Below are 21,964 nucleotides of genomic sequence, written 5' to 3'. Positions count from 1 at the left end.
GGACTCAAAGCCCATGAAATTGAACGTCGCCGTCCAGATGGATCCGATTGAGCGCATCAACATTCGCGGCGATTCGACGTTTGCGCTGCTGCTTGAAGCGCAGAAGCGCGGCCACGGCGTTTCCTATTATACGCCGGACAAGCTCTCGCTGCGCGGCGATGAGCTGGTTGCGCCGGTACAGATTCTTACCGTGCGTGACGAGGTCGGCGATCACTTCACCCTCGGCGAGCCCAAGCGCGAGCCGCTGACCAATTTCGACGTGATCCTGTTGCGGCAGGACCCGCCGTTCGATCTCGCCTACATCACCTCGACGCATTTCCTCGAACGCATTCACCCGAAGACATTGGTCGTCAACGATCCCGCCAGCGTCCGCAACGCGCCGGAAAAGCTGTTCGTGATGAACTTTCCGCAACTGATGCCGCCGACGTTGATCTCGCGCGACCTTGGCGAGATCAACGCGTTCCGCGACGAGCATGGCGCCGTCGTCATGAAACCGTTGCACGGCCATGGCGGCGCCGCGGTGTTCCGCGTGATGCCGCAGGACATGAATTTCGGCTCGCTGTTCGACATGTTCTCGGTGACGTTCAAGGAGCCGTGGGTGATCCAGCGCTTCCTTCCCGAGGTCAAACATGGCGACAAGCGCATCATCCTGGTCGACGGCGAATTCGCCGGCGCCGTCAACCGCGTGCCGGCGGCGGACGACCTGCGCTCGAACATGGTGCGCGGCGGCGCGGCGCAGTCGACCGACCTTTCCGACCGCGAGCGCGAGATCTGCGCGACGCTCGGCCCGGCCCTGCGCGAGCGCGGCCTGCTGTTCGTCGGCATCGACGTGATCGACGGCTACCTCACCGAGATCAACGTCACCTCGCCGACCGGCATCCGCGCGATTCAGCGACTCGGCGGCCCGGACGTGGGCGCCAGAATCTGGGACGTCATCGAGGCGAAGCGCGCGAAGTCGTGAGCCTCACGGCCTTCCCTTTTCTCTGAGACCTCTTGTCAGCTTGCGGCCGCGGGCGCAGCATGGTTGCGCCCGCCTTCGGGCCGTGGGGCAGAACCTGTCCGCGGGCGGCAACGCGACGACTTGCCAAAAATACAACCCGATAAGAACCGTTGGAGGAAAAGCATGACAATCAACGTCTCGCGAAGGTCACTGCTCGCGCTCGGCGCCGGGCTTGGCGCGAGCACGCTGCTCGGCGGCAGCGCGCTGGCGCGCGCGCCGAAGCTCGGCACGCAAACACCTTACTGGCACCGCTTCATTCTCGGCGATGCCGAAGTCACCGTCGTCTCCGACGGCCCGCTGCCGCTCGGCGATCCCTCCGGCACCTTCACCGGCGTGCCGAAGGAGGAAGTGAAGAAGATGCTGTCGGAGCACTTCCTCTCGCCCGACAATGTCGTGCTGGAGCAGAATTCGCCGATCGTGAACACCGGCGACAAGCTGATCCTGTTCGACACCGGCATGGGCACGTCGAAAGCGTTCGGTCCGACCACCGGCCGCCAGCAGAAGAGCATGGCGGAAGCCGGCATCAAGCCTGAGGACATCGACGCCGTCGTCTGCTCGCACGCGCATATCGACCACATCGGCGGCATCGTCGGCGCCAATGACAAGCCGCTGTTCCCCAACGCGCAGGTCTATATCGCCCAGAGCGATTTCGATTACTGGACCGACGAAGGCAAGATGGGCAGCCCGCTGAAGGACTTCGTCGTTCACGCGCGCAAGAATCTGCTGCCGGTCAAGGACCGCCTGGTGTTCTTCAAGGACGGCCAGGAATTCCTGCCCGGCGTGCAGGCGATCGCGGCGCCCGGCCACACCGTCGGCCACCATATCTTCATGGTGAGTTCGGCCGGCAAATCGTTCGCCTTCCTCGGCGATCTCTCGCACCAGTCCGTGCTGCTGCTCGAGCGGCCGCGGATGGAATTCTCCTACGATACCGACCCGAAGCAGGCGGCAGCCTCGCGGGTGAAGCTGCTGGAGATGCTGGCGGCCAACAAGATCCCCGTGATGTCCTACCACTTCGCCTGGCCCGGCTACGGCCACGTCGCCAAGGCCGGCGACGGCTTCAAATACTATCCCGAACCGATGCAGATGACGCTGTAGGCTGCGCGGGCTCCGGGACAGCCGAGCGCTGGTCCCGGAGCTCATGTTCCTGTAATGTTCTTGCGCTCGGCGTTGCCTTCGGCTACCCTTGGTTCCGGCAAGGGGGCAGCATGGTTCAACGCGTTTCCACCGTCGCTTTTGAGGGGATCGAGGCTCGCGCGGTCGATGTGCAGGTGCAGGTCGCGCCGGGATTGCCGGCGTTTGCGATCGTGGGCCTGCCGGACAAGGCGGTTTCCGAGGCGCGCGAGCGGGTTCGCTCGGCGCTGATCGCCTCAGGCCTCGCCCTGCCGGCGCGGCGGATCATCGTCAATCTGGCCCCGGCCGACCTGCCCAAGGAAGGCAGCCATTACGACCTGCCGATCGCGCTGGGGCTGATGGCGGCGATCGGGGCAATCCCGCCGGATGCGCTCAACGGCTTCACCGTGCTCGGCGAACTCGGGCTGGACGGCTCGATCGCGCCGGTCGCGGGCGTCTTGCCGGCGGCGATCGGCGCCAATTCGCGCGACGAAGGGCTGATCTGCCCCGCCGCCTGCGGCTCCGAAGCGGCATGGGCAAGCCCGGACATCCAGATCATAGCAGCGCACTCGCTGATCCAGATCGCCAACCATTTCAAGGGCACGCAGGTGCTGTCGCGCCCCTCACCCAAAGTACACGAGCAGAAGGAGACGTTGCTCGACCTGCGCGACATCAAGGGCCAGGAAAGCGCCAAGCGCGCGCTTGAGATCGCCGCCGCCGGCGGACATCATTTGCTGATGATGGGCTCGCCCGGCGCCGGCAAATCGATGGTGGCGGCGCGGCTGCCCTCGATCCTGCCGCCGCTGTCGCCGTCCGAACTCCTCGGCATTAGGTAGCAAACTCACCAAGCCAATTACGTCAATGAGGCTGCCATAGTTGGCGGCCCTTCACACGATTCGCGAGTCAAGGTGCGGCGCGTCGGACTCACGAGTTATCCACAGGTTCCACCATCTTTATGGTGTGAAAAAAAGCGGAACATTCCATGATAAATCACATACCGGAACTTGACGGCATCAATGCGCGGGTTCATATGTTGCTCATGAGCACCGACCCGTATGCAATGCTGCTGCACCGCCGGAAGGAGATCGCGTCCGAGCTGGACGATCTCCGAACGCGCATGCGCGCCCTGGAAACTGAAGACCAGGAACTTGCATCCGCAGAGCGGGTGCTTTCGCGATTTGGCGCCGTTCAGCCTGATCTAATCTCTTATGGCCCGGAAGGCGTTACAGTCATTGAGACCAAGACGTCAGGGAAGCCTGAGGGCACACCCACCACCCCGAACATGATCTTGGCGCTGCTGCGAGAGGCTCACGCTCAAGGGAAGCAAGGTCTTGAGCCGCGAGAGATGCAGATTGCCATCGGGAAGCGATGGTGGCCATCCGTCAAGTCTGAGGATGTCGGCCCTACCGCTTGGCGTATGTGGAAGGATGGCCGCCTAGCGAAGGACGGCTCTGTCTACATGATCCCAAAGGATTTTCCGTGGTCGTCCCGTCAGGATGCCCCCCATAAGGAGACAACCGAGACCGAAAAATAAAAACCGGAGCCTTTCGGCCCCGGCTTTTATTGAGAAATTGGGGGTGCACAGTGCAGGGGTGAGTTGTCCAGCTCCGTCCCCGGCGGGTGCAAGTCCCGCTACCTCCACCTCCGGCCCCTTCCACAAGGGCCGGGCTCAGTCCAAACAGCCCCCTTCCATAAGGGGCCACGCCCGCTCCCTTCCACCGGAGTTGGGCGCCGTCCAGAGTACCCGTGCAGCTAGGGGGTCCAAGCCTTAGTTGCGCGTTCCTAACGCCTATAGAATCACAGCTAACGCGGCGCGACAATCCCTAGCTGCTTATCATCGTCAACAAATGCAATCCCTCCGGTCTCCAAAGCAGCTTTCATTGCCGCTAGATTGTTTCTCGTCGGCTCCCGGCGCCCTGCCTCAAAGTCCCGTACCGTCGAAACGCCCACGTTCGCGGCTTTTGCAAGCGCGTCTTGAGGCCAATTTAGCCATGCTCGGGCGGCTCGACACTGTTCCGGCGTCATCACCGGAATATGTTGACAGTCAACATAATAGTCAAGGTCAACGTTTTTCGTTGACACCATCACTTTCAGCGCTTATCAATGAGGTCAACGGAAAACGTTGGTCTCATGTCGCAACACTTCCTTCTCACGGCAAAGGCGAGGTCGCTAAGTTTAGCGAAGGTCGCCCGTTTGTCGGACGAGGAAGCCTACCAGACCTTCAAACTGGTTCGTTGGGCCGCTACTGACGGTGAGCCGGTTTGCCCCCGTTGCGGTTGTGTCGCGGTCTATACCTACACCACGCGCAAGCTGTTCAAGTGCAAGGCCTGCAATCACCAATTCAGCGTCACGTCCGGGACCATCTTCGCCAGCCGCAAGCTCCCCATCCGCGACTACCTCTTGGCAATCGCCATCTTCGTGAACGGCGCGAAGGGCCATAGCGCTCTGCAACTGAGCCGCGACCTGGATTGCCAGTACAAGACGGCCTTCGTGATGGCTCACAAAATCCGTGAGGCGATGGCATCAGAGGCCAACGGCGCGACCGTCTCGGGCGAGGTCGAGGTGGACGGCGCTTACTTCGGCGGCCATGTCCGCCCTGCCAATTACAAGGCTAACCGTCGCGACCGTCGCCTTATCTCCAACCAGACCGGCAAGCGCCGCGTCGTCGTCATTATGCGCGAGCGCGGCGGCCGCACGCTGCCCTTCGTCTTCAAGACCGAAGATGCTGCCGTGGTGACGATTGCTCGCACCGTGACGCCCGGCAGCATCGTTCACGCTGACGAGGCAACGCATTGGGATGCCCTGCACGCTCGCTTCCTGACGAAGCGGATCAATCACAGTGAGGCCTACTCGGATGGCGAGGCCTGCACCAATCAAGCGGAGTCGTTCTTCTCCCGTTTGCGCCGCGCCGAGATCGGCATCCACCATCATGTTGCTGGTCCGTACCTCTCGGCCTATGCGCGCGAGATGGCTTGGCGCGAAAACAACCGCCGCGTCAGCAATGGCGAGCAGTACTTGATGGCTACGGACGCGGCGCTACAGCATCCTGTTTCTCGGCAGTGGAAAGGTTATTGGCAGCGGTCAACGCGCTGATGTCTGACTAGACAACCAAGAGCCGAAGCAAATACTTTGACGTACTACTGATTGCAGGACAAAAAAGTAGGGCCGGCACCCGAAGGTCCGGCCCGCTTTTGTCCGCAGGAGATTTGCGCATCTGCGCAGTGATCCGCCCCACGGCACGTACCGAGAATTCTATCATACGCGAGTCTCGATGCAATACCCCTTCTCACCTATGCCTAACGTTTTGGCGGCGATTGAGTCCACTATGTCACCCGCTCGTCTTAGACGCTATCTTTCCGCTGGAAAGGGCGATAAAAATCATGCACTTAGGCTATATGTATGGAACGCCAGACTGTGTGAGGAATTCTACATTCCAGTGCAGTTCACAGAGGTTGCATTGAGAAATGCCATCCACCGCCAGTTGACTGACCTCTATGGAGAGAACTGGTTTGACAGACAAAGGTTCACTAACATCATCCCTGATCGGCACAAGGCGGAAATCAACAAGACCGCGGCCGATGAACGGCAGAAACGCGGCAGGTCTTTTACCCCCGATCACGTGGTTGCGGGAATGTCCTTTGGCTTCTGGCAAAACCTCTTGGGGCGGAGCTTGGAATTTATTCTCTGGCCTGATGGTGTTGGAAGTGCATTTCCGCACCTTCCGCAGGGTTTTAGCCGTGACGAGGTTTACAAGAGATTAGAGCGACTTCGGAAATTTAGAAATTCCGTCATGCACCACTACGCCATTTTCGATAAGGGTCCCGTAGAGGAGTACCGCAATATCCGAACCCTGTTGCAATGGATGTGCCCCGAAACACTCTGGCTCATGTCTGAGCTTTCCAATCCGGCCGCTGTCCTCCAACGTCGCCCAGCGTTCTGATAGTTACCGCGCAATTTCCCAAAGCATGTACTGCCCCGGCCCCTGATCGCACCGGACAAGACCATTCTCCCGCTGTCCACGGAGCGCGACTCCGACGCGCTTCGTCATGAGCCGCAAGAGCCTCTGATCGCTCTTATCCAAGGCCCTTTCGACAAGTAGCTGTAAGGCGATATCCCGCGTCGTCAGTGGCTCTGAGGCCTGCCTGAGCACGCTCAGGATAATCCGGGACATCTGGCCCCGGTTGCTCCAATCCTTTGGCGGCCGGAAGGCCTTGGGCTTGATGGTCTCAACCTCAAAGTCCGGATCGAACTGGACGATTGTCGCGTCCAAGGCCTCTAGGTCCAAGACCATCTTCCGTAGGGCCTCATGGGTACGCTCGATATCGCCAGCCAACTCAGCCCGTTTCTTTACCAGTCCGCCTAGGACAAATTCGTTCATTGCCTCGCTCCCGTTTGCAGGTACCTGCAATATCGTAAGGGAGGGAGGCAGCGAGGCCGACAGGTTGGAAGGTGAGTTTGCTACCTAATGCCGGAACTCCTGGAAGTGTCGATGATCGCGTCGGTCGCGGGCGAGATCCGTGATGGCGCCTTGACCGCGCGGCGGCCCTTCCGCAGCCCGCATCATTCCGCCAGCATGGCCGCGCTCACCGGCGGCGGCGTGCGCGCCAGGCCCGGCGAGATCTCGCTGGCGCATCAGGGCGTGCTCTTCCTCGACGAACTTCCGGAATTCGATCCGCGCGTCTTGGACTCGCTGCGCCAGCCGCTGGAGACAGGCGAGGTTTCCGTCTCGCGCGCCAATCACCGCGTCACCTATCCGGCGCGCTTCATGCTGGTGGCGGCAATGAATCCGTGCCGCTGCGGTCATGCCTATGAGCCCGGCTATGCCTGCAAGCGCGGCCCGATCGACCGCTGCACGGCCGATTACCAGATGCGCATCTCCGGTCCGCTGATGGACCGCATCGATCTGCGGATCGAGGTGCCGGCGGTGACCGCCGCCGATCTGATCCTGCCGCCGCCTGCCGAAGGATCGGCGGAAGTGGCGGCGCGGGTCGCCAAGGCGCGCGACATCCAGCTTGCACGCTATGCCGCCGCCGGCATGCCCAACGTCCGCACCAATGCCGAGGCGCCATCGTCGGTGCTTGAGACCGTCGCGCAACCGGACGCGCAAGGGCAGAAGCTGTTGCGCGATGCCGCGGAGACCATGCGGCTGACTGCGCGCGGCTATCACCGCGTGCTGCGCGTCGCGCGCACGCTCGCCGATCTCGACGGCGCGGAGAAGATCGGTCGATTGCATCTGGCGGAAGCCTTGTCCTACCGCGCGCTGGCCGACGACATTAGGCGCGCAGCGTAGAGCGCTTTCGAGCGAAGCATGCCCTCGGACTTGATCCGAGGGTGGACACCGGTTCGCGTGAAGAAAACGCGTCAAAACAAGAATCTAGAACTTCGGTTCTGATTCAATCAGAGCCGAAGTTCTAGAGCGCGCCGCGTCAACACGAAAGTAACCAGTTCTCTTTACCCTCCGCCAACCATAAGCCTGCGCTGTCGTGGCCGGCTTTGGTTGAGTGAGTGGTGTCATGTTGCGTTTGAAGATCCTGGCCTCGGTCGTGCCGCTGGCCGTGTTCGCGCTTGTTGCCCGCGGTGAATTGCTGCCCGGTCCGCGCCCCTGCATCGAAGCCGGTGGCGCCACCGTCCAGATCGCGTCGATCCCCTGGCTGGCCCAGCTCCACGTCAGCTTCACCGACGACCCGGCTTCCGCCACCGTGCGGGTCCAGATCTCCAACAGCGCGGACGCCGCCGATTTCACCGTCGTCGATGATGTCGACGATGCCGAGCCCGGCGTCTGCGAGAGCAGCGGCGTGCCGCAACTGGTGGCGATCTCGGCCAGCCCCACCACAACCGATCCCGTGATCTATCTTTCGCAGGACGGCCCGGCCGATTACCGGATCTTCGTTCATTCGAAGAGCTTCTCGGTGCGCGACGCCGCAGCCCTGATCGTCGGCGCGCATGGCGGGCACCGCCGGCTGCAGGCGGCTTCGCTGTAGAGCGTTTTCGAGCGAAGCATGCCCTCGGACTTGATCCGAGGGTGGATACCGGCTCGCGTGAAGAAAACGCGTCAAAACAAGAATCTAGAGTTCTGATTCAATCAGAACCGAAAATGCTCTAGGGCAAACAGTCGAGACCATTAACCCTTTATCAACCCTGTTCGCATCGCGGACCCGGGCCCGACGCCGTCTCAAGCACTTTGCAAGAGCGCCGGTGCATCGTCGACCCAATATGCAAGCCGTCAGCCTTCAGGCAGGTGATCAGGGGATCGGCGATGAACTGGACCTATCGGCTGAAGCTCCGCCTGCTTCGGTTCGGGCGGCGTCACCCCTGGATCATCTTCATCCTCCGCGCCGTCATCGTCTTCGCCGCGGCGTTCGGCGGCGGTTATGCATTCCTCGTTGGCGCCGTCTCGGACCGTGACCCGCGCGCCATTGCCGTGGCTGTCAGCCTGCTGTTCGCGCTCACCTCCGTGGCGCTGGTCGTGCTCAGTGTCCGGCTGCGGCTGATGCGCGGAAGGCTGCGCATGATCGCCGAGCACAACGAAGCGCTCGCCGACCGCAACTGGGAACTGCAGGAAGCCGAGCAACGCGCACGCAGCCTGTTCGAATCGCAAAGCGATCTGATCGTCCTGCGCGATGCCGATGGCATGATCACCTTCGTCAACGATGCCTATTGCGACCTCGCGGGAAAGCCGCGCGAGGAACTGATCCGCAGCCATTTCTCATTCGAGGTGCTGGAACAGGGCGACACGGTGCTGGAGCCAAGCGGCACCCGCGTCTACGACCAGAAGATTGCGGGCCGCTCCGGGCCGCGCTGGATCGCCTGGCGCGAGGGCCTCGTCCGCACCGAAGCAGGACGGCCCGCGGAGATGCAAAGCGTCGGTCGCGACGTCACCGATCGCACCGAGAGCGAGCGCGCGCTCGCCGAGGCGCGCGACCAGGCCGATGCAGCCAATCGCGCCAAGTCGCGCTTCCTCGCAATGGCTAGCCACGAGATCCGCACCCCGCTCAACGGCATCATCGGCATGAGCGGCCTCCTGATGGATACGCCGCTGACGCCGGAGCAGATGACCTACGCCAAGGCGGTAAAGACCTCCGGCGACGCATTGTTGTCGCTGATCGAGGAACTGCTGGACTATTCCAAGATCGAAGCCGGCAAGATCGATCTCGAGTCGCGGCCATTCGCGCTCTCGAAACTGATCGAGGACATTACCGAATTACTGGCGCCACGCGCGGAAGCAAAGGGAATCGAGATCGCCGCCTATATCGATGAGCGATTGCCGATGGACGTCGTCGGAGACGCGGCGCGGTTGCGTCAGGTGCTGCTCAACCTTGCCGGCAACGCGATCAAGTTCACCGCGACCGGCGGCGTCGCCCTGATTGTCGAACCCGGCATCCGGCCGAATGAAATCAGCTTCCTGGTCCGTGACACCGGCATCGGCATTGCGCCCGAGGCGCAGCAGCGCATCTTCCGCGAGTTCGAGCAAGCCGATGAAGGCATTGCGCGCAGCTATGGCGGCACCGGGCTTGGGCTGAGCATCAGCGATCGCATCATCAAGCGCATGGGCGGCCGCATCGCACTTGCAAGCTCGCCTGGCGCTGGCTCGACCTTCGAACTGTCGATCCCGCTCGCCGCTTCCGACGGCGACGGGCCGCCGGCGTTCAGCCCGCCTGACCTTGCAGGCCGGTCGATCATGCTGGTCGCGCCGCAGGGCATCGAGGCTTCCCTGATCTCGCGCCGGCTGCAGCGCTGGGGCGCGCAGACCTGCATGGTATCGGATGCCATGGTGGCCGAGGCCTTGCTGCCCGAGCGTTCATGGCACGCCGTGCTGATCGACCATGCGTTGGGAGCGGCCGACATCAAGCACCTCGGCGCGGCGGCGCGGCTGCATGCCACGCAGCGGATCGTGATGTTCACGCCGGCGACCCGGCAGGAACTGCAGCCATCCGCCGACTCGTCCTTCACTGGCTATCTGGTCAAGCCGCTGCGCGCGGTCTCGCTCGCCGCCCGCCTCACCGCCCCGCCCGAGATCGCTTCTCCGAGCGTCGTGGCAGAGCCCATGGTCGAGCCGGTGGAGGCGGGTTCGGCTTCGCTGTCTGACAAGGGGCTGTCGATCCTGGTCGCCGAGGACAATGAGATCAACGCGCTCTTGATGCGCTCGCTGCTGACGCGCCTCGGCCATCAGGTGGTGATCACCACCAATGGCGAAGAGGCGCTGGAATCCTGGAGGTCGGCGAAATCGACAGGGGCGCCATATGATCTCGTGCTGATGGACGTCCAGATGCCGCAGCTCAACGGCATCGAAACCACCAGACGTATCCGGCAATCGGAAGCCGGCCAGTCCGGCCGACCGACGCCGATCCTCGCGCTGACCGCCAACACCCTGGCGGAAGATCGCTCCGCGTGCTTCGAAGCCGGCATGGACGGCTTTCTGATCAAGCCACTCGATCGCGAGAAGCTGGAACAGGCGCTGAAAGAATTGGCGGCATCACGGCATCTGGCGGCGTAGCGGCCACACTGTCGCCGCCGTCATTCCGGGGCGCGCAAAGCGGGAGCCCGGAATCCATCGGACCGCATACCCAGGTGGAGAAATGGATTCCGGGCTCGATGCTTTCGCATCGCCCGGAATGACGAGGGTGGGCTATAACCGCCGCAGCGCGACCGTCTCCACCACGTGGTCGGCGCCCTTCTTCAGGATCAGAGTGGCACGCGGACGCGTGGGCAGGATGTTGTCCTCGAGATTGGCGCGGTTGGTACGCTCCCAGATCGCGATCGCGGTGGCCGTCGCTTCTTCGTCCGACAGAACCGCGTAGCGGTGGAAATAGGATCGGGGATCGTGGAACGCAGTGTCGCGCAACGCAAGGAAGCGCCTGACGTACCATTCGCGCAACACCGGCTCATCGGCATCGATGTAAACAGAGAAATCGAAGAAGTCGGAAACCACCGGTACGGCCTTGCCGTCGCGGGGCAAGCGGCTGGTCTGCAGCACATTGACGCCCTCGACGATCAGAATGTCGGGACGATCGATCTCGATGAACTGGTTCGGAACGATGTCGTAGGTCAGGTGCGAATAAACCGGCGCGCGCACCGGACGCCGTCCGGCCTTGATGTCGCTCAGGAACGACAGCAGCAGCGCCTGGTCGTAGCTTTCCGGAAAGCCCTTCTTCTGCATCATTCCCAAACGCTCGAGCACGGCATTGGGATAGAGGAAGCCGTCGGTGGTGACGAGGTCGACCTTGGGCCGCGGCGACCAGCGCGCGAGCAGCGCCTGCAGCACGCGGGCGGTGGTGGACTTGCCGACCGCGACCGAGCCCGCGACGCCGATGATATAGGGCATCTTGCGGTCCTGGATGCCGAGGAACTGGCGCTGCGCGTAGTACAGCCGCTGCGTGGAGTCGACATAGATCGAGAGGAGCCGCGACAGCGGCAGATAGATGTCCTCGACTTCGTGGATGTCGAGCCGATCGTGCATCGAGCGCAGCCGCTCGAATTCGCCGGGCTCCAGCGTCATTGGCGTATCGTCGCGCAGCTTCGCCCATTGCTCGCGCGAGAAGATCCGATACGGATTATATTGCTGGTCGGGTGCCTGAATATCCATGGCCGTGCCCTAATCGCGTTTGCGCGCCGCTTTCTCTTCCAATCCGGACATCGACGTGCGCTGCGCCAGCGCCGCCTCGACATCCTCGAGCTTCACACCGCGGGCCTTCAACAGCACCAGCAGGTGAAACACCAGATCGGCACTTTCGGCGATGAGATGATCGCGATTGTTCTCGATCGCGGCAATCACGGTCTCGACTGCTTCCTCGCCGAGCTTCTTGGCACAATGCTCGGCGCCCTTGTCGAGCAGCTTCTTCGTATAGGACGCCTCTCCCCGCGACGCCGCGCGGGCATCGATGATGGCGGCCAGATCGTGGACCGTGAAACGCGACATACTCAACCACCCAGACCGGCCGGAGCCGGCAACACCCCCCGGAAGGGACTTAGCATTTTTGTGACAGGGAGTCCTAGACCAGGATCGCTCCCTAGGGATCAAGACGCATCGGCAAGCCGGCGCGCACCATGTGCTCCTTGGCCTGGCGGATGGTAAATTCGCCGAAATGGAATATCGACGCCGCCAGGACCGCGGTGGCGTGACCCTTGCGGATGCCGTCGACGAGATGATCGAGGTTGCCGACCCCGCCGGACGCGATGACCGGTACTGGGACACTATCGGCGATCGCCTGCGTCAGCTCCAGGTCAAAGCCCTGCCTTGTGCCATCCCTGTCCATCGACGTCAGCAGGATCTCGCCGGCGCCGAGCGAGACCACCTCCTGGGCATATTCGATGGCGTCGATGCCGGTGGGCTTGCGTCCGCCATGGGTGAAGATTTCCCAGCGGTCGGAGCCGCCGGCCCGCTTGACGCGCTTGGCGTCGATCGCGACCACGATGCACTGCTCGCCGAACTTCTCGGCGCCCTCTTTCACGAATTCACGACGGCTGACCGCGGCGGAATTGATCGACACTTTGTCGGCACCGGAGCGCAGGAGCGTTCGGATGTCGTCGACGGTGCGGACGCCGCCGCCGACGGTGAGCGGCATGAAGCAGGCTTCGGCGGTCCGCCGCACCACGTCCAGCATGATGCCGCGGTTCTCATGGGTGGCGGTGATGTCGAGGAAACAGAGTTCGTCGGCGCCGGCGGCGTCATAGGCGATCGCCGCTTCCACCGGATCGCCGGCGTCGCGCAGGTCGACGAAATTGACGCCCTTGACCACGCGGCCGTCCTTGACGTCGAGGCAGGGAATGACGCGGACCTTGAACATATCGTCTCCTAAGCAGCGGCCCGGATCAGCTTCAGCGCCGCGTCGGGATCAAGCCGACCGTCATAAAGGGCGCGGCCGACGATGGCTCCGGCGAGCTTTTTGGCGCGCGGCTCTAGCAACGCCTTGACATCGTCGATCGAAGCAAACCCGCCGGAGGCGATCACGGGAATCGAGATGCTCTCGGCGAGGGCGATCGTGGCATCGAGGTTGAGGCCCTTCAAAAGGCCGTCGCGGGCGATGTCGGTGAAGATGATCGCGGCGACGCCGGCGTCCTCGAACCGCAGCGCGATCTCGAGCGCCGTCACCTCCGACGTCTCGGCCCAGCCCTGCACCGCGACCTTGCCGTCACGGGCATCGAGGCCGACGGCGACGCGGCCGGGATATTTTTTCGCAGCGCCCTTGACGAGCTCAGGGTCACGCACCGCCGCGGTGCCGATGATGACGCGCGCGACGCCCTTCTCCAGCCAGGCTTCCACCGTCCTGAGATCGCGGATGCCGCCGCCAAGCTGCACCGGCACCGTGACTGCCTTCAGCATCGCTTCGACAGCCTGCGCATTCATCGGCTGGCCGGCGAAGGCGCCGTCGAGATCGACGACGTGCAAATATTCGAAACCCTGCGACGCAAAGGCACGCGCCTGCGCCACGGGATCGAGATTGAACACGGTGGCGCGCGCCATGTCGCCCTGCTCCAGGCGCACGCACTGCCCGTTCTTCAGGTCAATGGCAGGAAAGAGGATCACGGCTTCCACTTCAGGAAATTCGAGATCAGCGCCAGGCCGAAACGCTGGCTCTTCTCGGGGTGAAATTGCGTGCCGACCGCAGTGTCCTTGGCGACGACGGCCGTGACTGGCCCGCCGTAATCGGCGCGCGCCAGCACGTCCTGCTCATTGGCTGCATTGAGGTGGTAGGAGTGCACGAAATAGGCGTGGCGGCCGCCCGGCCCGAGCGGCAGGCGCTCCAGCACGGGATGCTCGCGAAGCACCTCGAGCGTATTCCAGCCCATATGCGGGATCTTGAGGTTCTCCTCGCGCGGCTGGATCTTTTCGACGTCGCCTTCGACCCAGTTGAAGCCGTCGGTCGTCACGTGCTCCTTGCCGCGCGTCGCCATCAATTGCATGCCGACGCAGATGCCGAAGAACGGCCGCGCCTTGACCCGCACCGCTTCCGTCAAAGCCTCGAGCATGCCGTCGAGCGCATCAACGCCTCTGCGGCAATCGGCAAAGGCGCCGACGCCGGGCAGCACGATGCGGTCGGCGCGGAACACCGCGTCAGGATCGCGCGTCACCATGATCTTCTGCGGATCTTCCATGCTGCGCGCGGCGCGCTCGAATGCTTTTGCCGCGGAGTGCAGATTGCCGGAGCCGTAATCGATGATGGCAACCGTCATCGCGATCCTCCGGGCTCTGGAAATAATCCGATAATGCCGCCCTGCGGCAGCGGTGGCGGCTTGGAGAACGGCTGGCCCGGAATGTTCCGGTTCGGCGGCGGACCGCCGCGATCAACCGACCGTTGGTCGTTGACGAGGCCCCGATGCGTTGCTGCCCAGCGATCGAAAAAGCGGCGCTCGGCCGATTCCTCGTCATCGGCCACGACGATGTCGAGCTGGCGCCACCGGCCGCGCGACAATGTCCAGCGCTTCAGGCTCGCCGCCTCGAATCCCAAAAGCAGCGCCAGTACGACATTCACGGCCAGGATCGTGCCGCGGCCAATGCCGAGCGCTACCAGGCCGTAATCAATCGCCGCGACCAGCACAACCCAGCCGATCAGTGCCAGCCACAGCCGATGCCAGGCCAGCCAGATCACGCTCGCGACCGCTGCCCAGAAATGAAAGCCGTCACGCACGAAGGTGAACTTGTCGGTCGCCGCAAGATCGACATTGTTCCCCACCGGGGCATGCACTGTGTAGACCGGCATCAGACTCTCCGCCGCGAACTTCTTTGTTTGGACACGATCCGTTCGGAAACGCGGTACCGACCTTTCCGGATCGCCCCGGGAGATCAGCCGCCGAGCTGGCCCTTGGTGGAGGGCACTTCGCCCGCGGCCTGCGGATCGATCGCGACAGCCGCGCGAAGCGCTCTCGCAAGACCCTTGAAACAGGATTCGGCGATATGATGGCTGTTCTCGCCATATAGGGTCTCGACGTGCAAAGTCACGCCGGCATTCATCGCGAAGGCATTGAACCATTCGCGCACCAGCTCGGTGTCGAACTCGCCGATCTTGTCGCGGGGGAAAGCGACCTTGAACACCAGCACCGGGCGGCCCGAAATATCGATCACCACGCGTGACAGCGTCTCGTCCATCGGCATGTGGATCGCGGCATAGCGGGTAATGCCGGCCATGTTGCCGAGCGCCTGTTTCACAGCCTGTCCAAGCGCGATCCCGACGTCTTCGGTGGTGTGGTGGTGGTCGACATGCAGGTCGCCCTCGGCCTTGACCGTGATGTCGATGCGCGAATGCCGCGCCAACAGGTCGAGCATATGGTCGAAGAAGCCGATCCCGGTCGAAACCTGGGACACACCAGACCCGTCGAGGTTTACCGCCACCTCGATGTCGGTTTCCTTGGTCTTGCGCTTGATCGTCGCCTTGCGCATGAAAATTGAGCTTTCCCGTGCCGAAAACGGGCGTCTTTTAACAGGCTGATGACCCCTTCGCTACTGCGGGATGACGCCAAAAGCGGCCAAGTTGCGGCCATGGTGACCGAAAAGGCTGCCGATCTTGTTTTGACGCGTTTTCTTCACGCGAACCGGTGCCCACTTCGCTCGAAAACGCTCTGTTCCCCCGATTGTAAGCCACTGGCCGACGGCCTAAATCTGCTCGGACGAAGAGGTACCCCATGCAAGCATCCCCAAACGAGCCGACCGTATGGCACGGCACCACGATCGTAACCGTCCGCAAGGGCGGCAAGGTGGTGATCGGCGGCGACGGGCAGGTCTCGATCGGCCAGACGGTGATCAAGGCCAATGCCAAGAAAGTGCGCAGGATCGGCAAGGGCGACGTGATCGGCGGCTTTGCCGGCGCCACCGCCGACGCCTTCACTCTGTTCGAGCGGCTGGAAAGCAAGCTCGAGCAATATCCGGGACAATTGACCCGGGCGGCCGTGGAGCTGGCCAAGGACTGGCGCACCGACCGCTACCTGCGGCGGCTGGAGGCGATGATGATCGTCGCCGACAGGGACGTTTCCCTCGTCCTCACCGGAACCGGCGACGTGCTGGAGCCGGAGGCCGGCGTGATGGCGATCGGCTCGGGCGGCAATTATGCGCTGGCCGCGGCCCGCGCCCTGATCGACAGCGACAAGGACGCCGAGGCGATCGTGCGCCGCTCGCTCGATATTGCCGCCGACATCTGCGTCTACACCAACCGCAACGTCACAATTGAAGCGCTTGGCGGCTGAAGCGTGGCGGCCGCTTACACCTTCCGGGAAATGACGACGTCCGATCTTGGGCTCATCAAGCGCTGGCTGGCGATGCCGCATGTCCGGGAATGGTGGGGCGATCCGTCAGAGCAATATGCGCTGGTGAGTGGCGATCTCGACGAGCCGGCGATGGATCAGTTCATCGTCTCCGCCGATGGCAGCGATTTCGGCTACATCCAGTGTTACGAGCTGACGGCTTGGAATCAAGGCTTCGGAACACATCCCGAAGGCACACGCGGCATCGATCTTTTCATCGGCGAGTCCGACATGATCGGACGCGGACACGGCTCGGCGCTGATCCGGCGGTTCGTCGTCGACCGGTTGGAGCAGGGCGCGCCGCGCATCGTCACCGATCCCGATCCGAACAATGCCCGGGCCGTGCGCGCCTATGAGAAAGCGGGATTTGGGAAAGTCCGCATGATCGATACGCCCGACGGGCGCGCTCTGTTGATGGTCTGTGACGCATGAGCGCAGGTTACGAACTCGACATCATTTCCGGCCCGCCGGCAATCCAACCTCAGCTTGCTCTCGCAGCCCCGAACCCCTAGCTAGGTGACATGACCGACTTCTCCCCCCGCGAAATCGTTTCCGAACTCGACCGTTTCATCGTCGGCCAGACCGACGCCAAGCGCGCGGTCTCGATCGCCTTGCGCAACCGCTGGCGGCGGCTGCAGCTTTCCGGTTCCCTGCGCGAGGAAGTGCTGCCGAAGAATATCCTGATGATCGGGCCGACGGGCGTCGGAAAGACGGAAATCGCGCGGCGATTGGCAAAGCTTGCCGGCGCGCCATTCCTCAAGGTCGAAGCCACCAAGTTCACCGAGGTTGGCTATGTCGGCCGCGATGTCGAGCAGATCGTGCGCGATCTCGTCGAGGTCGCGATTGCACTGATCCGCGAGCGCAAACGGAAGGACGTGCAGGCGCGCGCGCAGCTTGCCGCCGAAGAACGCGTGCTGGATGCCCTGGTCGGGCCGGCCTCGAGCCCGGCGACGCGGGAATCCTTCCGCAAGAAATTGCGTGCCGGCGAATTGAACGACAAGGAGATCGAGATCGAGACACAGTCCTCCGGCGGCTTCCCGATGTTCGAAATCCCCGGCATGCCCGGTGCGCAGATGGGCGCCATTTCGATCGGCGACATCTTCGGCAAGATGGGTGGCCGCACCAAGACCCGGCGCCTGACGGTGGCGGGCTCGCACGAAATCCTCGTCAATGAGGAATCCGACAAGCTGCTCGATACCGACCAGCTGGTGCAGGAGGCGATCAACGCGGTCGAGAACAACGGCATCGTGTTCTTAGACGAGATCGACAAGATCTGCGTGCGCGAGAATCGCGCCGGCGGCGACGTCTCGCGCGAAGGCGTGCAGCGCGACCTGCTGCCGCTGATCGAGGGCACCACTGTTACGACCAAGCACGGCCCGGTGAAGACCGATCACATCCTGTTCATCGCCTCCGGCGCATTCCATATCGCAAAACCCTCCGACCTGTTGCCGGAGCTGCAGGGCCGCCTGCCGATCCGGGTCGAACTGCAGGCGCTGACGCGCGACGACATGCGCCGCATCCTGACCGAGCCCGAAGCATCGCTGATCAAGCAATATGTCGCGCTGATGCAAACCGAAGGTGTGAAGCTCGAGATCACGGACGCCGCTATTGACGAGCTCGCCGACATTGCCGTTGCCGTCAATTCCACCGTCGAGAATATCGGCGCGCGGCGGCTACAGACGGTGATGGAGCGGGTGCTGGACGAAATCTCCTTCACCGCGCCCGATCGCCACGGCGACACCATCACGGTCGACGCCGACTATGTGCGCAAGCATGTCGGCGACCTCGCGAAGAATGCCGATCTGAGCCGATTTATTTTGTGAGGTAATCGTCATTGCGAGCGAAGCGAAGCAATCCATGTCTCCAGGTGTGGAGGGATGGATTGCTTCGTCGCTTCGCTCCTCGCAATGACGACGACTAAATCCGCGCCCGCCGCACGCGCACATAAAGCGCGCCCTCGCCGCCATGGCCAACATGGGCTTCCTCGAAACCGACGACGAGCGCGCGGAACTCCGGCAGGCTCAGCCATTGCGGCACCTGTCGCCGCAGCACGCCGCGCTCGGAATCAGCGCTGCCGGCTTTGCCCTTGCCGGTGATGACGAGCACGAACGTCATCCCGTCATGGTGGGCACGCTGCAGGAACGCAAACAGCACGCGATGGGCGCGCGTCTGCGTCATGCCGTGCAGGTCGAGCCGGGCATCGATCTCTTTTTTGCCGCGCGATAATTGCGCGCGCTCGCGGCGGCCGATCGGCGCCAGCGGTGGCGGCGTCTGCGGCCGCGGCGCGGGCGCGGATTTCACTGGAATCGGCTTCGCCGACACAGCCGGTCTGGCAGCGGCCTTGGTCTCCGCTTCAGGCGCGGCGTGCGCCTTGGCAACGGGATGGCGTTTGCGGAGCGGCTTGACCTGCTTTGCGACGCTTTCCCACAACGCGCGCTCCTCTTCGCTGAGCGCGCGCCTTCGCCGCGGCGGCGCCGGATCTGCAATCGGAACGGGACGCTTCATCTGTAGGTGCGGTGATGGCGGTAGTGCCGATGGCGCCGCGTTTCATTCTCCGCCTTGATGCCGCGTCGCGGCTCCGGCAGCGGCACCGGTTTTGCGACGGGTGCATTTTGCGCAGCCGGTGCAGCGGAAGCATCCACGGGCTTCGCCGCGCTGTTCTCTTTTTGCGGATCCACTTGCGGAAACAGTTTTGCGATCTTTTCCGACGGCCGCTCATCCGGCACCGGCATCCTGCGCCCGCGCGCAACGGGATCGAGGCTCCTCGGCACCAGCATCACGAAGCGCATATTGTGCCGCAGCCGACCGGAAACCCTTCCGGCATCGGCCCCGGCGCCGAAATAGAGGTCGGCGCGCGCCGGGCCGACGATCGCCGAGCCGGTATCCTGCGCGATCATCAGGCGGCGGAACGGTGTCCTTGATTGCTCCGACTCGATCGGCAATTCGCCTTCGATGAAGAACGGCGTGCCATAGACATGCAGCGCCTTGTCGACTGCGATCGAGCGGCCCGGTGTCAACGGCACGCCCTGCGCGCCGACCGCTTCGTCCTTGTCCGAGAGCTGCACCTCGCGGAAGAACACATAGGAGCGGTTCTGCCGCCGCAATTCCTTGGCGCCGTCAGGGTTCTGGGCCATCCAGTCCCTGATCTTCTGCATCGACATCTGCTCTTTCGGGATGATGCCGCGGTCGATCAGGATGCGGCCGACCGGCGTATAGGGATAGCCGTTGTGGGCATCATAGTTGATGCGCACTGTCGAGCCGTCCGCGAGGCGCACCCGCGCCGAGCCCTGGATCTGCGCGAACAAGAGATCGGTCTGGTCCTTGAGCCAGCAGATTTCCAGGCCGCGGCCGGCGATCACGCCGTCCTCGATCTCGGCACGGTCATAATAAGGCACGAGCTTGCGGCGGCCGATCTTGCGGAACACTTGGCCCTTGTTCGGCAGGCCAGCCGAGTTCGGCTTGGCGCCGCGGACGAACAGGTTCGACGGCCGGCGGTAGACCGGCACGTTGTAGATGTCGGTCTGGGTCCGCGACCCATCGAGCACGGGCTCGTAATAGCCGGTGACGAAACCCTCGCCCTCTCCGAGCCGCGAAATGCGCAAGGGAAGGAAATGCTCCTCGAAGAACGCTTTCGCCTTGCCCTCATCGGTAAGTTCCAGGCCCTTGGCGATGCGGCAGGGATCGCGCAGCGAGGTGCCGAGCGCCTTCGATTCCGACGGCAGCCCGTGCTGCGCGGCGATCGGCCGGCAGCTCGCGCGAAAGGCGTTGTAGGCCGCAAGGTGATCGTCATCGCGCCAGCCCGGCATGTCGGTCCAGGCCAGCGGCTCATACTGGCTGCCGCTGATCTGCAGCGGAAACTCCAGACGCGGATAGGGCAGGTGGCGGTGATGCTGGACCGCCGAATGCCTGGTCGCCTTCGCTGGCGACCTTGGCCGCGCCTCTAGCGTGGCCGTCGAGCATAGGAGGGCGATTGCGCAGCACGCGGACGTGAGACGCGCAAGGCGAAGCCGGTCAGTGGGCGCTTCCAGTGCCAACCAGTTTCCAGTTCGGATCGCGCGACGCCGTATCGCGGGCGAATGTCCAGATATCGGTGATATCGGCGACCTTGTCCGGGTTGCCGTCGACGATGGTGCCGGCCTTGTCGCGGGTGACGGAGATCATCTGCGACACGAAGCGGACCGTGACCTGCGCCGAGCGATCGCGCGCTTCGGCGCCGACGACCTCGGCCTTGTCGATCGAGACGAAGCGGGTCTCGGTCTTCTGCTCGTGCTTCTCGCGATCCTTGATCGCGGCATCGAAGCTCTCATAGACCTCGCTCGACAAGAGATCGCGCAGCGCGCGGCGGTCGCCATTGGCAAAGGCCAGCACGATCATCTCATAGGCGCTGCGCGCACCCGAGATGAAATGGCGCGGATCGAACGAGGAGTCCTGGGCGACAATGGCGTCCAGCCCCTGCGCCAGCGCGGTGCCCGGTTCGGCGATCCCCTTCCAGCGGTCGGAAGGCGGCGTCACCTCCTTGCTCGGCAGCGGAGGCGGCTGATCGATCACCGACCCCGGCATCGGGACGACATTATTGTCCCGCTGCAGCACGTTTGGGGCCGCGCGGTCATAGGGTGGCCGCTCGCTGCCGGTGCGCTGTCCGAGGACACTGCGCAGGCGCAGAAAAATGAAGACGGCCAGCGCCAGGAAGATGATGGTGTAGATATCCACGTCGTGTTCGCTTTCTGATCTGCACTGGCAACGGTCCGCCCCGGCGGGCGTTCCGCTCTGGGAACGGCGGAGATTACCTCGCCAATTCAGTCCGCAGCATGTAGGCACGAAACTCCGCTCGGCCAATGGCGCGTTTTGGCGCGGTCATTCTAGCGCGTTTTGGCCGCGAGGGGAAATCCGATGATGCCCGGAAATCACGCATCTTCAAACATTTACGTATCAAATGCTGCGGCCTTTCGACCGCGATGGCCGATCTCGGCAGCAAACCGGCGAAGGTTTGGCCAATGAAGGACTGTCGCCTTGTGGAGCAGTGTGGGGCTATGATAGCCACTCGCCCGGCACCAGCATTTCCAAAACCTTAACTGCGGCCTCGGACGTCAGACCGTCTCCGATCGCCAGTGCTCAGGAGAGCTTCCCATGACCAACGGCAACGGCGCACCCCCCGAGCAGGCCCCGCCCCAGCTCAACGTGCTGGCGCAATACACCAAGGACCTGTCGTTCGAGAACCCGAACGCGCCGACCTCCCTTGGGCCACAGCAGCAGCAACCGGCGATCAACATTCAGATCAATGTTTCGGCCAAAAACCTCTCCGAGAGCGAATATGAGGTGACGCTTTCGGTCGACGGCAAGGCCGAGACTGCCGGCAAGGTGATGTTCAGCTTCGACCTGCAATATGCTGGCGTGTTCCGGATCGTGAACGTGCCGCAGGAAAACCTGCATCCGCTGGTGATGATCGAGTGCCCGCGGCTGTTGTTCCCGTTCGCGCGCGAGATCATCGCCACCGCCGTGCGCGACGGCGGCTTCCCGCCCTTGATGCTGGATCCCGTCGACTTCGTTGGCCTGTATCGCCAGAACATGGAACGGCAGGCGGCAGCACAGGCTACCCAGGCGTCCGGTGCGAAACCGAGCTAA

General features: G+C 63.2%; 23 protein-coding genes and 2 pseudogenes. 13 read left to right on the top strand and 12 right to left on the bottom strand.

Features of this window, described 5'->3' with window-relative positions:
• The first annotated feature begins 13 nt into the window (after positions 1 to 13).
• The 4 genes and pseudogenes from gshB (at position 14) to I6F35_RS25000 (ending at position 3,644) form a co-directional block, all read left to right on the top strand.
• Positions 14 to 961: a glutathione synthase gene (gene gshB, locus I6F35_RS25015; RefSeq protein ID WP_225120314.1), complete on the top strand. Its 948-nt coding sequence runs from the start codon at positions 14 to 16 to the stop codon at positions 959 to 961.
• Positions 962 to 1,123: 162 nt separating this feature from the next.
• Complete coding sequence (locus I6F35_RS25010; protein WP_225120313.1) at positions 1,124 to 2,095, top strand: MBL fold metallo-hydrolase; 972 nt, start codon at positions 1,124 to 1,126, stop codon at positions 2,093 to 2,095.
• A gap of 110 nt (positions 2,096 to 2,205) precedes the next feature.
• Positions 2,206 to 2,934: pseudogene (locus tag I6F35_RS25005) on the top strand (magnesium chelatase domain-containing protein); the annotation flags it as partial.
• A gap of 158 nt (positions 2,935 to 3,092) precedes the next feature.
• The gene (locus I6F35_RS25000) at positions 3,093 to 3,644 is read left to right on the top strand and encodes a hypothetical protein (RefSeq protein WP_225120312.1); all 552 of its coding nucleotides are present in this window, start codon (positions 3,093 to 3,095) and stop codon (positions 3,642 to 3,644) included.
• A gap of 269 nt (positions 3,645 to 3,913) precedes the next feature.
• Here I6F35_RS25000 and I6F35_RS24995 read toward each other — a convergent pair whose 3' ends face one another.
• The gene (locus I6F35_RS24995; RefSeq protein WP_225120353.1) at positions 3,914 to 4,135 is read right to left on the bottom strand and encodes a helix-turn-helix transcriptional regulator; all 222 of its coding nucleotides are present in this window, start codon (positions 4,133 to 4,135) and stop codon (positions 3,914 to 3,916) included.
• A gap of 105 nt (positions 4,136 to 4,240) precedes the next feature.
• Between I6F35_RS24995 and I6F35_RS24990 the strand changes: the two genes are divergently transcribed.
• Positions 4,241 to 5,203, top strand: a complete 963-nt coding sequence (locus I6F35_RS24990) for an IS1595 family transposase (RefSeq protein WP_225120311.1) — start codon at positions 4,241 to 4,243, stop codon at positions 5,201 to 5,203.
• Positions 5,204 to 5,546: 343 nt separating this feature from the next.
• Complete coding sequence (locus tag I6F35_RS24985; protein ID WP_225120310.1) at positions 5,547 to 6,050, top strand: hypothetical protein; 504 nt, start codon at positions 5,547 to 5,549, stop codon at positions 6,048 to 6,050.
• Positions 6,051 to 6,053: 3 nt separating this feature from the next.
• Here I6F35_RS24985 and I6F35_RS24980 read toward each other — a convergent pair whose 3' ends face one another.
• Positions 6,054 to 6,488 (bottom strand): hypothetical protein, encoded by a 435-nt coding sequence (locus tag I6F35_RS24980; RefSeq protein ID WP_225120309.1) that lies wholly within the window; start codon positions 6,486 to 6,488, stop codon positions 6,054 to 6,056.
• A 93-nt stretch (positions 6,489 to 6,581) separates the two neighbouring features.
• Here I6F35_RS24980 and I6F35_RS24975 point away from each other — a divergent pair.
• The 3 genes and pseudogenes from I6F35_RS24975 to I6F35_RS24965 all read left to right on the top strand — a co-directional run.
• Positions 6,582 to 7,400 (top strand): annotated as a pseudogene (locus I6F35_RS24975) (ATP-binding protein); the annotation flags it as partial.
• Positions 7,401 to 7,623: 223 nt separating this feature from the next.
• A complete protein-coding gene (locus I6F35_RS24970) occupies positions 7,624 to 8,091 on the top strand; it encodes a hypothetical protein (RefSeq protein ID WP_225120308.1) in 468 nt (155 codons plus the stop codon).
• A gap of 275 nt (positions 8,092 to 8,366) precedes the next feature.
• The gene (locus I6F35_RS24965; protein ID WP_225120307.1) at positions 8,367 to 10,604 is read left to right on the top strand and encodes a response regulator; all 2,238 of its coding nucleotides are present in this window, start codon (positions 8,367 to 8,369) and stop codon (positions 10,602 to 10,604) included.
• A 132-nt stretch (positions 10,605 to 10,736) separates the two neighbouring features.
• On the opposite strand, the gene coaA is transcribed toward I6F35_RS24965, so the two are convergent.
• From coaA to hisB, 7 genes are all read right to left on the bottom strand, one after another.
• Entirely contained in the window at positions 10,737 to 11,693 is a 957-nt protein-coding gene (gene coaA, locus I6F35_RS24960) for a type I pantothenate kinase (RefSeq protein ID WP_225120306.1), read from the bottom strand.
• Between the two features lie 9 nt (positions 11,694 to 11,702).
• A complete protein-coding gene (locus tag I6F35_RS24955; protein ID WP_225120305.1) occupies positions 11,703 to 12,026 on the bottom strand; it encodes a phosphoribosyl-ATP diphosphatase in 324 nt (107 codons plus the stop codon).
• Positions 12,027 to 12,117: 91 nt separating this feature from the next.
• Positions 12,118 to 12,894: an imidazole glycerol phosphate synthase subunit HisF gene (gene hisF / locus I6F35_RS24950; protein WP_225120304.1), complete on the bottom strand. Its 777-nt coding sequence runs from the start codon at positions 12,892 to 12,894 to the stop codon at positions 12,118 to 12,120.
• Positions 12,895 to 12,902: 8 nt separating this feature from the next.
• Positions 12,903 to 13,634 carry a 1-(5-phosphoribosyl)-5-[(5-phosphoribosylamino)methylideneamino]imidazole-4-carboxamide isomerase gene (hisA, locus tag I6F35_RS24945; RefSeq protein ID WP_225120303.1) on the bottom strand — a complete coding sequence of 244 codons (732 nt, stop codon included), beginning with the start codon at positions 13,632 to 13,634 and terminating at the stop codon, positions 12,903 to 12,905.
• A complete protein-coding gene (hisH, locus tag I6F35_RS24940) occupies positions 13,631 to 14,281 on the bottom strand; it encodes an imidazole glycerol phosphate synthase subunit HisH (protein WP_225120302.1) in 651 nt (216 codons plus the stop codon). The genes hisA and hisH overlap by 4 nt, the downstream gene beginning before the upstream one ends.
• The gene (locus I6F35_RS24935) at positions 14,278 to 14,808 is read right to left on the bottom strand and encodes a DUF2628 domain-containing protein (RefSeq protein ID WP_225120301.1); all 531 of its coding nucleotides are present in this window, start codon (positions 14,806 to 14,808) and stop codon (positions 14,278 to 14,280) included. The genes hisH and I6F35_RS24935 overlap by 4 nt, the downstream gene beginning before the upstream one ends.
• A gap of 83 nt (positions 14,809 to 14,891) precedes the next feature.
• Positions 14,892 to 15,485: an imidazoleglycerol-phosphate dehydratase HisB gene (hisB, locus tag I6F35_RS24930; protein WP_225120300.1), complete on the bottom strand. Its 594-nt coding sequence runs from the start codon at positions 15,483 to 15,485 to the stop codon at positions 14,892 to 14,894.
• A gap of 242 nt (positions 15,486 to 15,727) precedes the next feature.
• On the opposite strand from hisB, the gene hslV reads away from it, so the two are divergent.
• The 3 genes from hslV to hslU all read left to right on the top strand — a co-directional run bounded on the left by hslV (position 15,728) and on the right by hslU (position 18,165).
• Positions 15,728 to 16,285, top strand: coding sequence for an ATP-dependent protease subunit HslV (hslV, locus tag I6F35_RS24925; protein ID WP_225120299.1), 558 nt, complete (start codon positions 15,728 to 15,730; stop codon positions 16,283 to 16,285).
• 3 nt (positions 16,286 to 16,288) lie between these two features.
• Positions 16,289 to 16,774 (top strand): GNAT family N-acetyltransferase, encoded by a 486-nt coding sequence (locus I6F35_RS24920; protein WP_225120298.1) that lies wholly within the window; start codon positions 16,289 to 16,291, stop codon positions 16,772 to 16,774.
• An 89-nt stretch (positions 16,775 to 16,863) separates the two neighbouring features.
• A complete protein-coding gene (gene hslU, locus I6F35_RS24915; protein ID WP_225120297.1) occupies positions 16,864 to 18,165 on the top strand; it encodes an ATP-dependent protease ATPase subunit HslU in 1,302 nt (433 codons plus the stop codon).
• 94 nt (positions 18,166 to 18,259) lie between these two features.
• Here the strand turns inward: hslU and I6F35_RS24910 are convergent, their stop codons facing one another.
• The 3 genes from I6F35_RS24910 to I6F35_RS24900 all read right to left on the bottom strand — a co-directional run bounded on the left by I6F35_RS24910 (position 18,260) and on the right by I6F35_RS24900 (position 21,052).
• Entirely contained in the window at positions 18,260 to 18,847 is a 588-nt protein-coding gene (locus I6F35_RS24910; RefSeq protein WP_225120296.1) for a Smr/MutS family protein, read from the bottom strand.
• Positions 18,844 to 20,148 carry an MltA domain-containing protein gene (locus tag I6F35_RS24905; RefSeq protein ID WP_225120352.1) on the bottom strand — a complete coding sequence of 435 codons (1,305 nt, stop codon included), beginning with the start codon at positions 20,146 to 20,148 and terminating at the stop codon, positions 18,844 to 18,846. The genes I6F35_RS24910 and I6F35_RS24905 overlap by 4 nt, the downstream gene beginning before the upstream one ends.
• Positions 20,149 to 20,353: 205 nt before the next feature.
• Positions 20,354 to 21,052: a Tim44/TimA family putative adaptor protein gene (locus I6F35_RS24900; RefSeq protein ID WP_225120295.1), complete on the bottom strand. Its 699-nt coding sequence runs from the start codon at positions 21,050 to 21,052 to the stop codon at positions 20,354 to 20,356.
• A gap of 417 nt (positions 21,053 to 21,469) precedes the next feature.
• On the opposite strand from I6F35_RS24900, the gene secB reads away from it, so the two are divergent.
• Complete coding sequence (gene secB, locus I6F35_RS24895; protein ID WP_225120294.1) at positions 21,470 to 21,964, top strand: protein-export chaperone SecB; 495 nt, start codon at positions 21,470 to 21,472, stop codon at positions 21,962 to 21,964.

Source organism: Bradyrhizobium sp. BRP22, from assembly GCF_020194175.1.
Taxonomy (GTDB): domain Bacteria; phylum Pseudomonadota; class Alphaproteobacteria; order Rhizobiales; family Xanthobacteraceae; genus Bradyrhizobium.
Note: the sequence above shows the minus strand (reverse complement) of the source record. Positions and strands in the feature narration are given on the sequence as shown.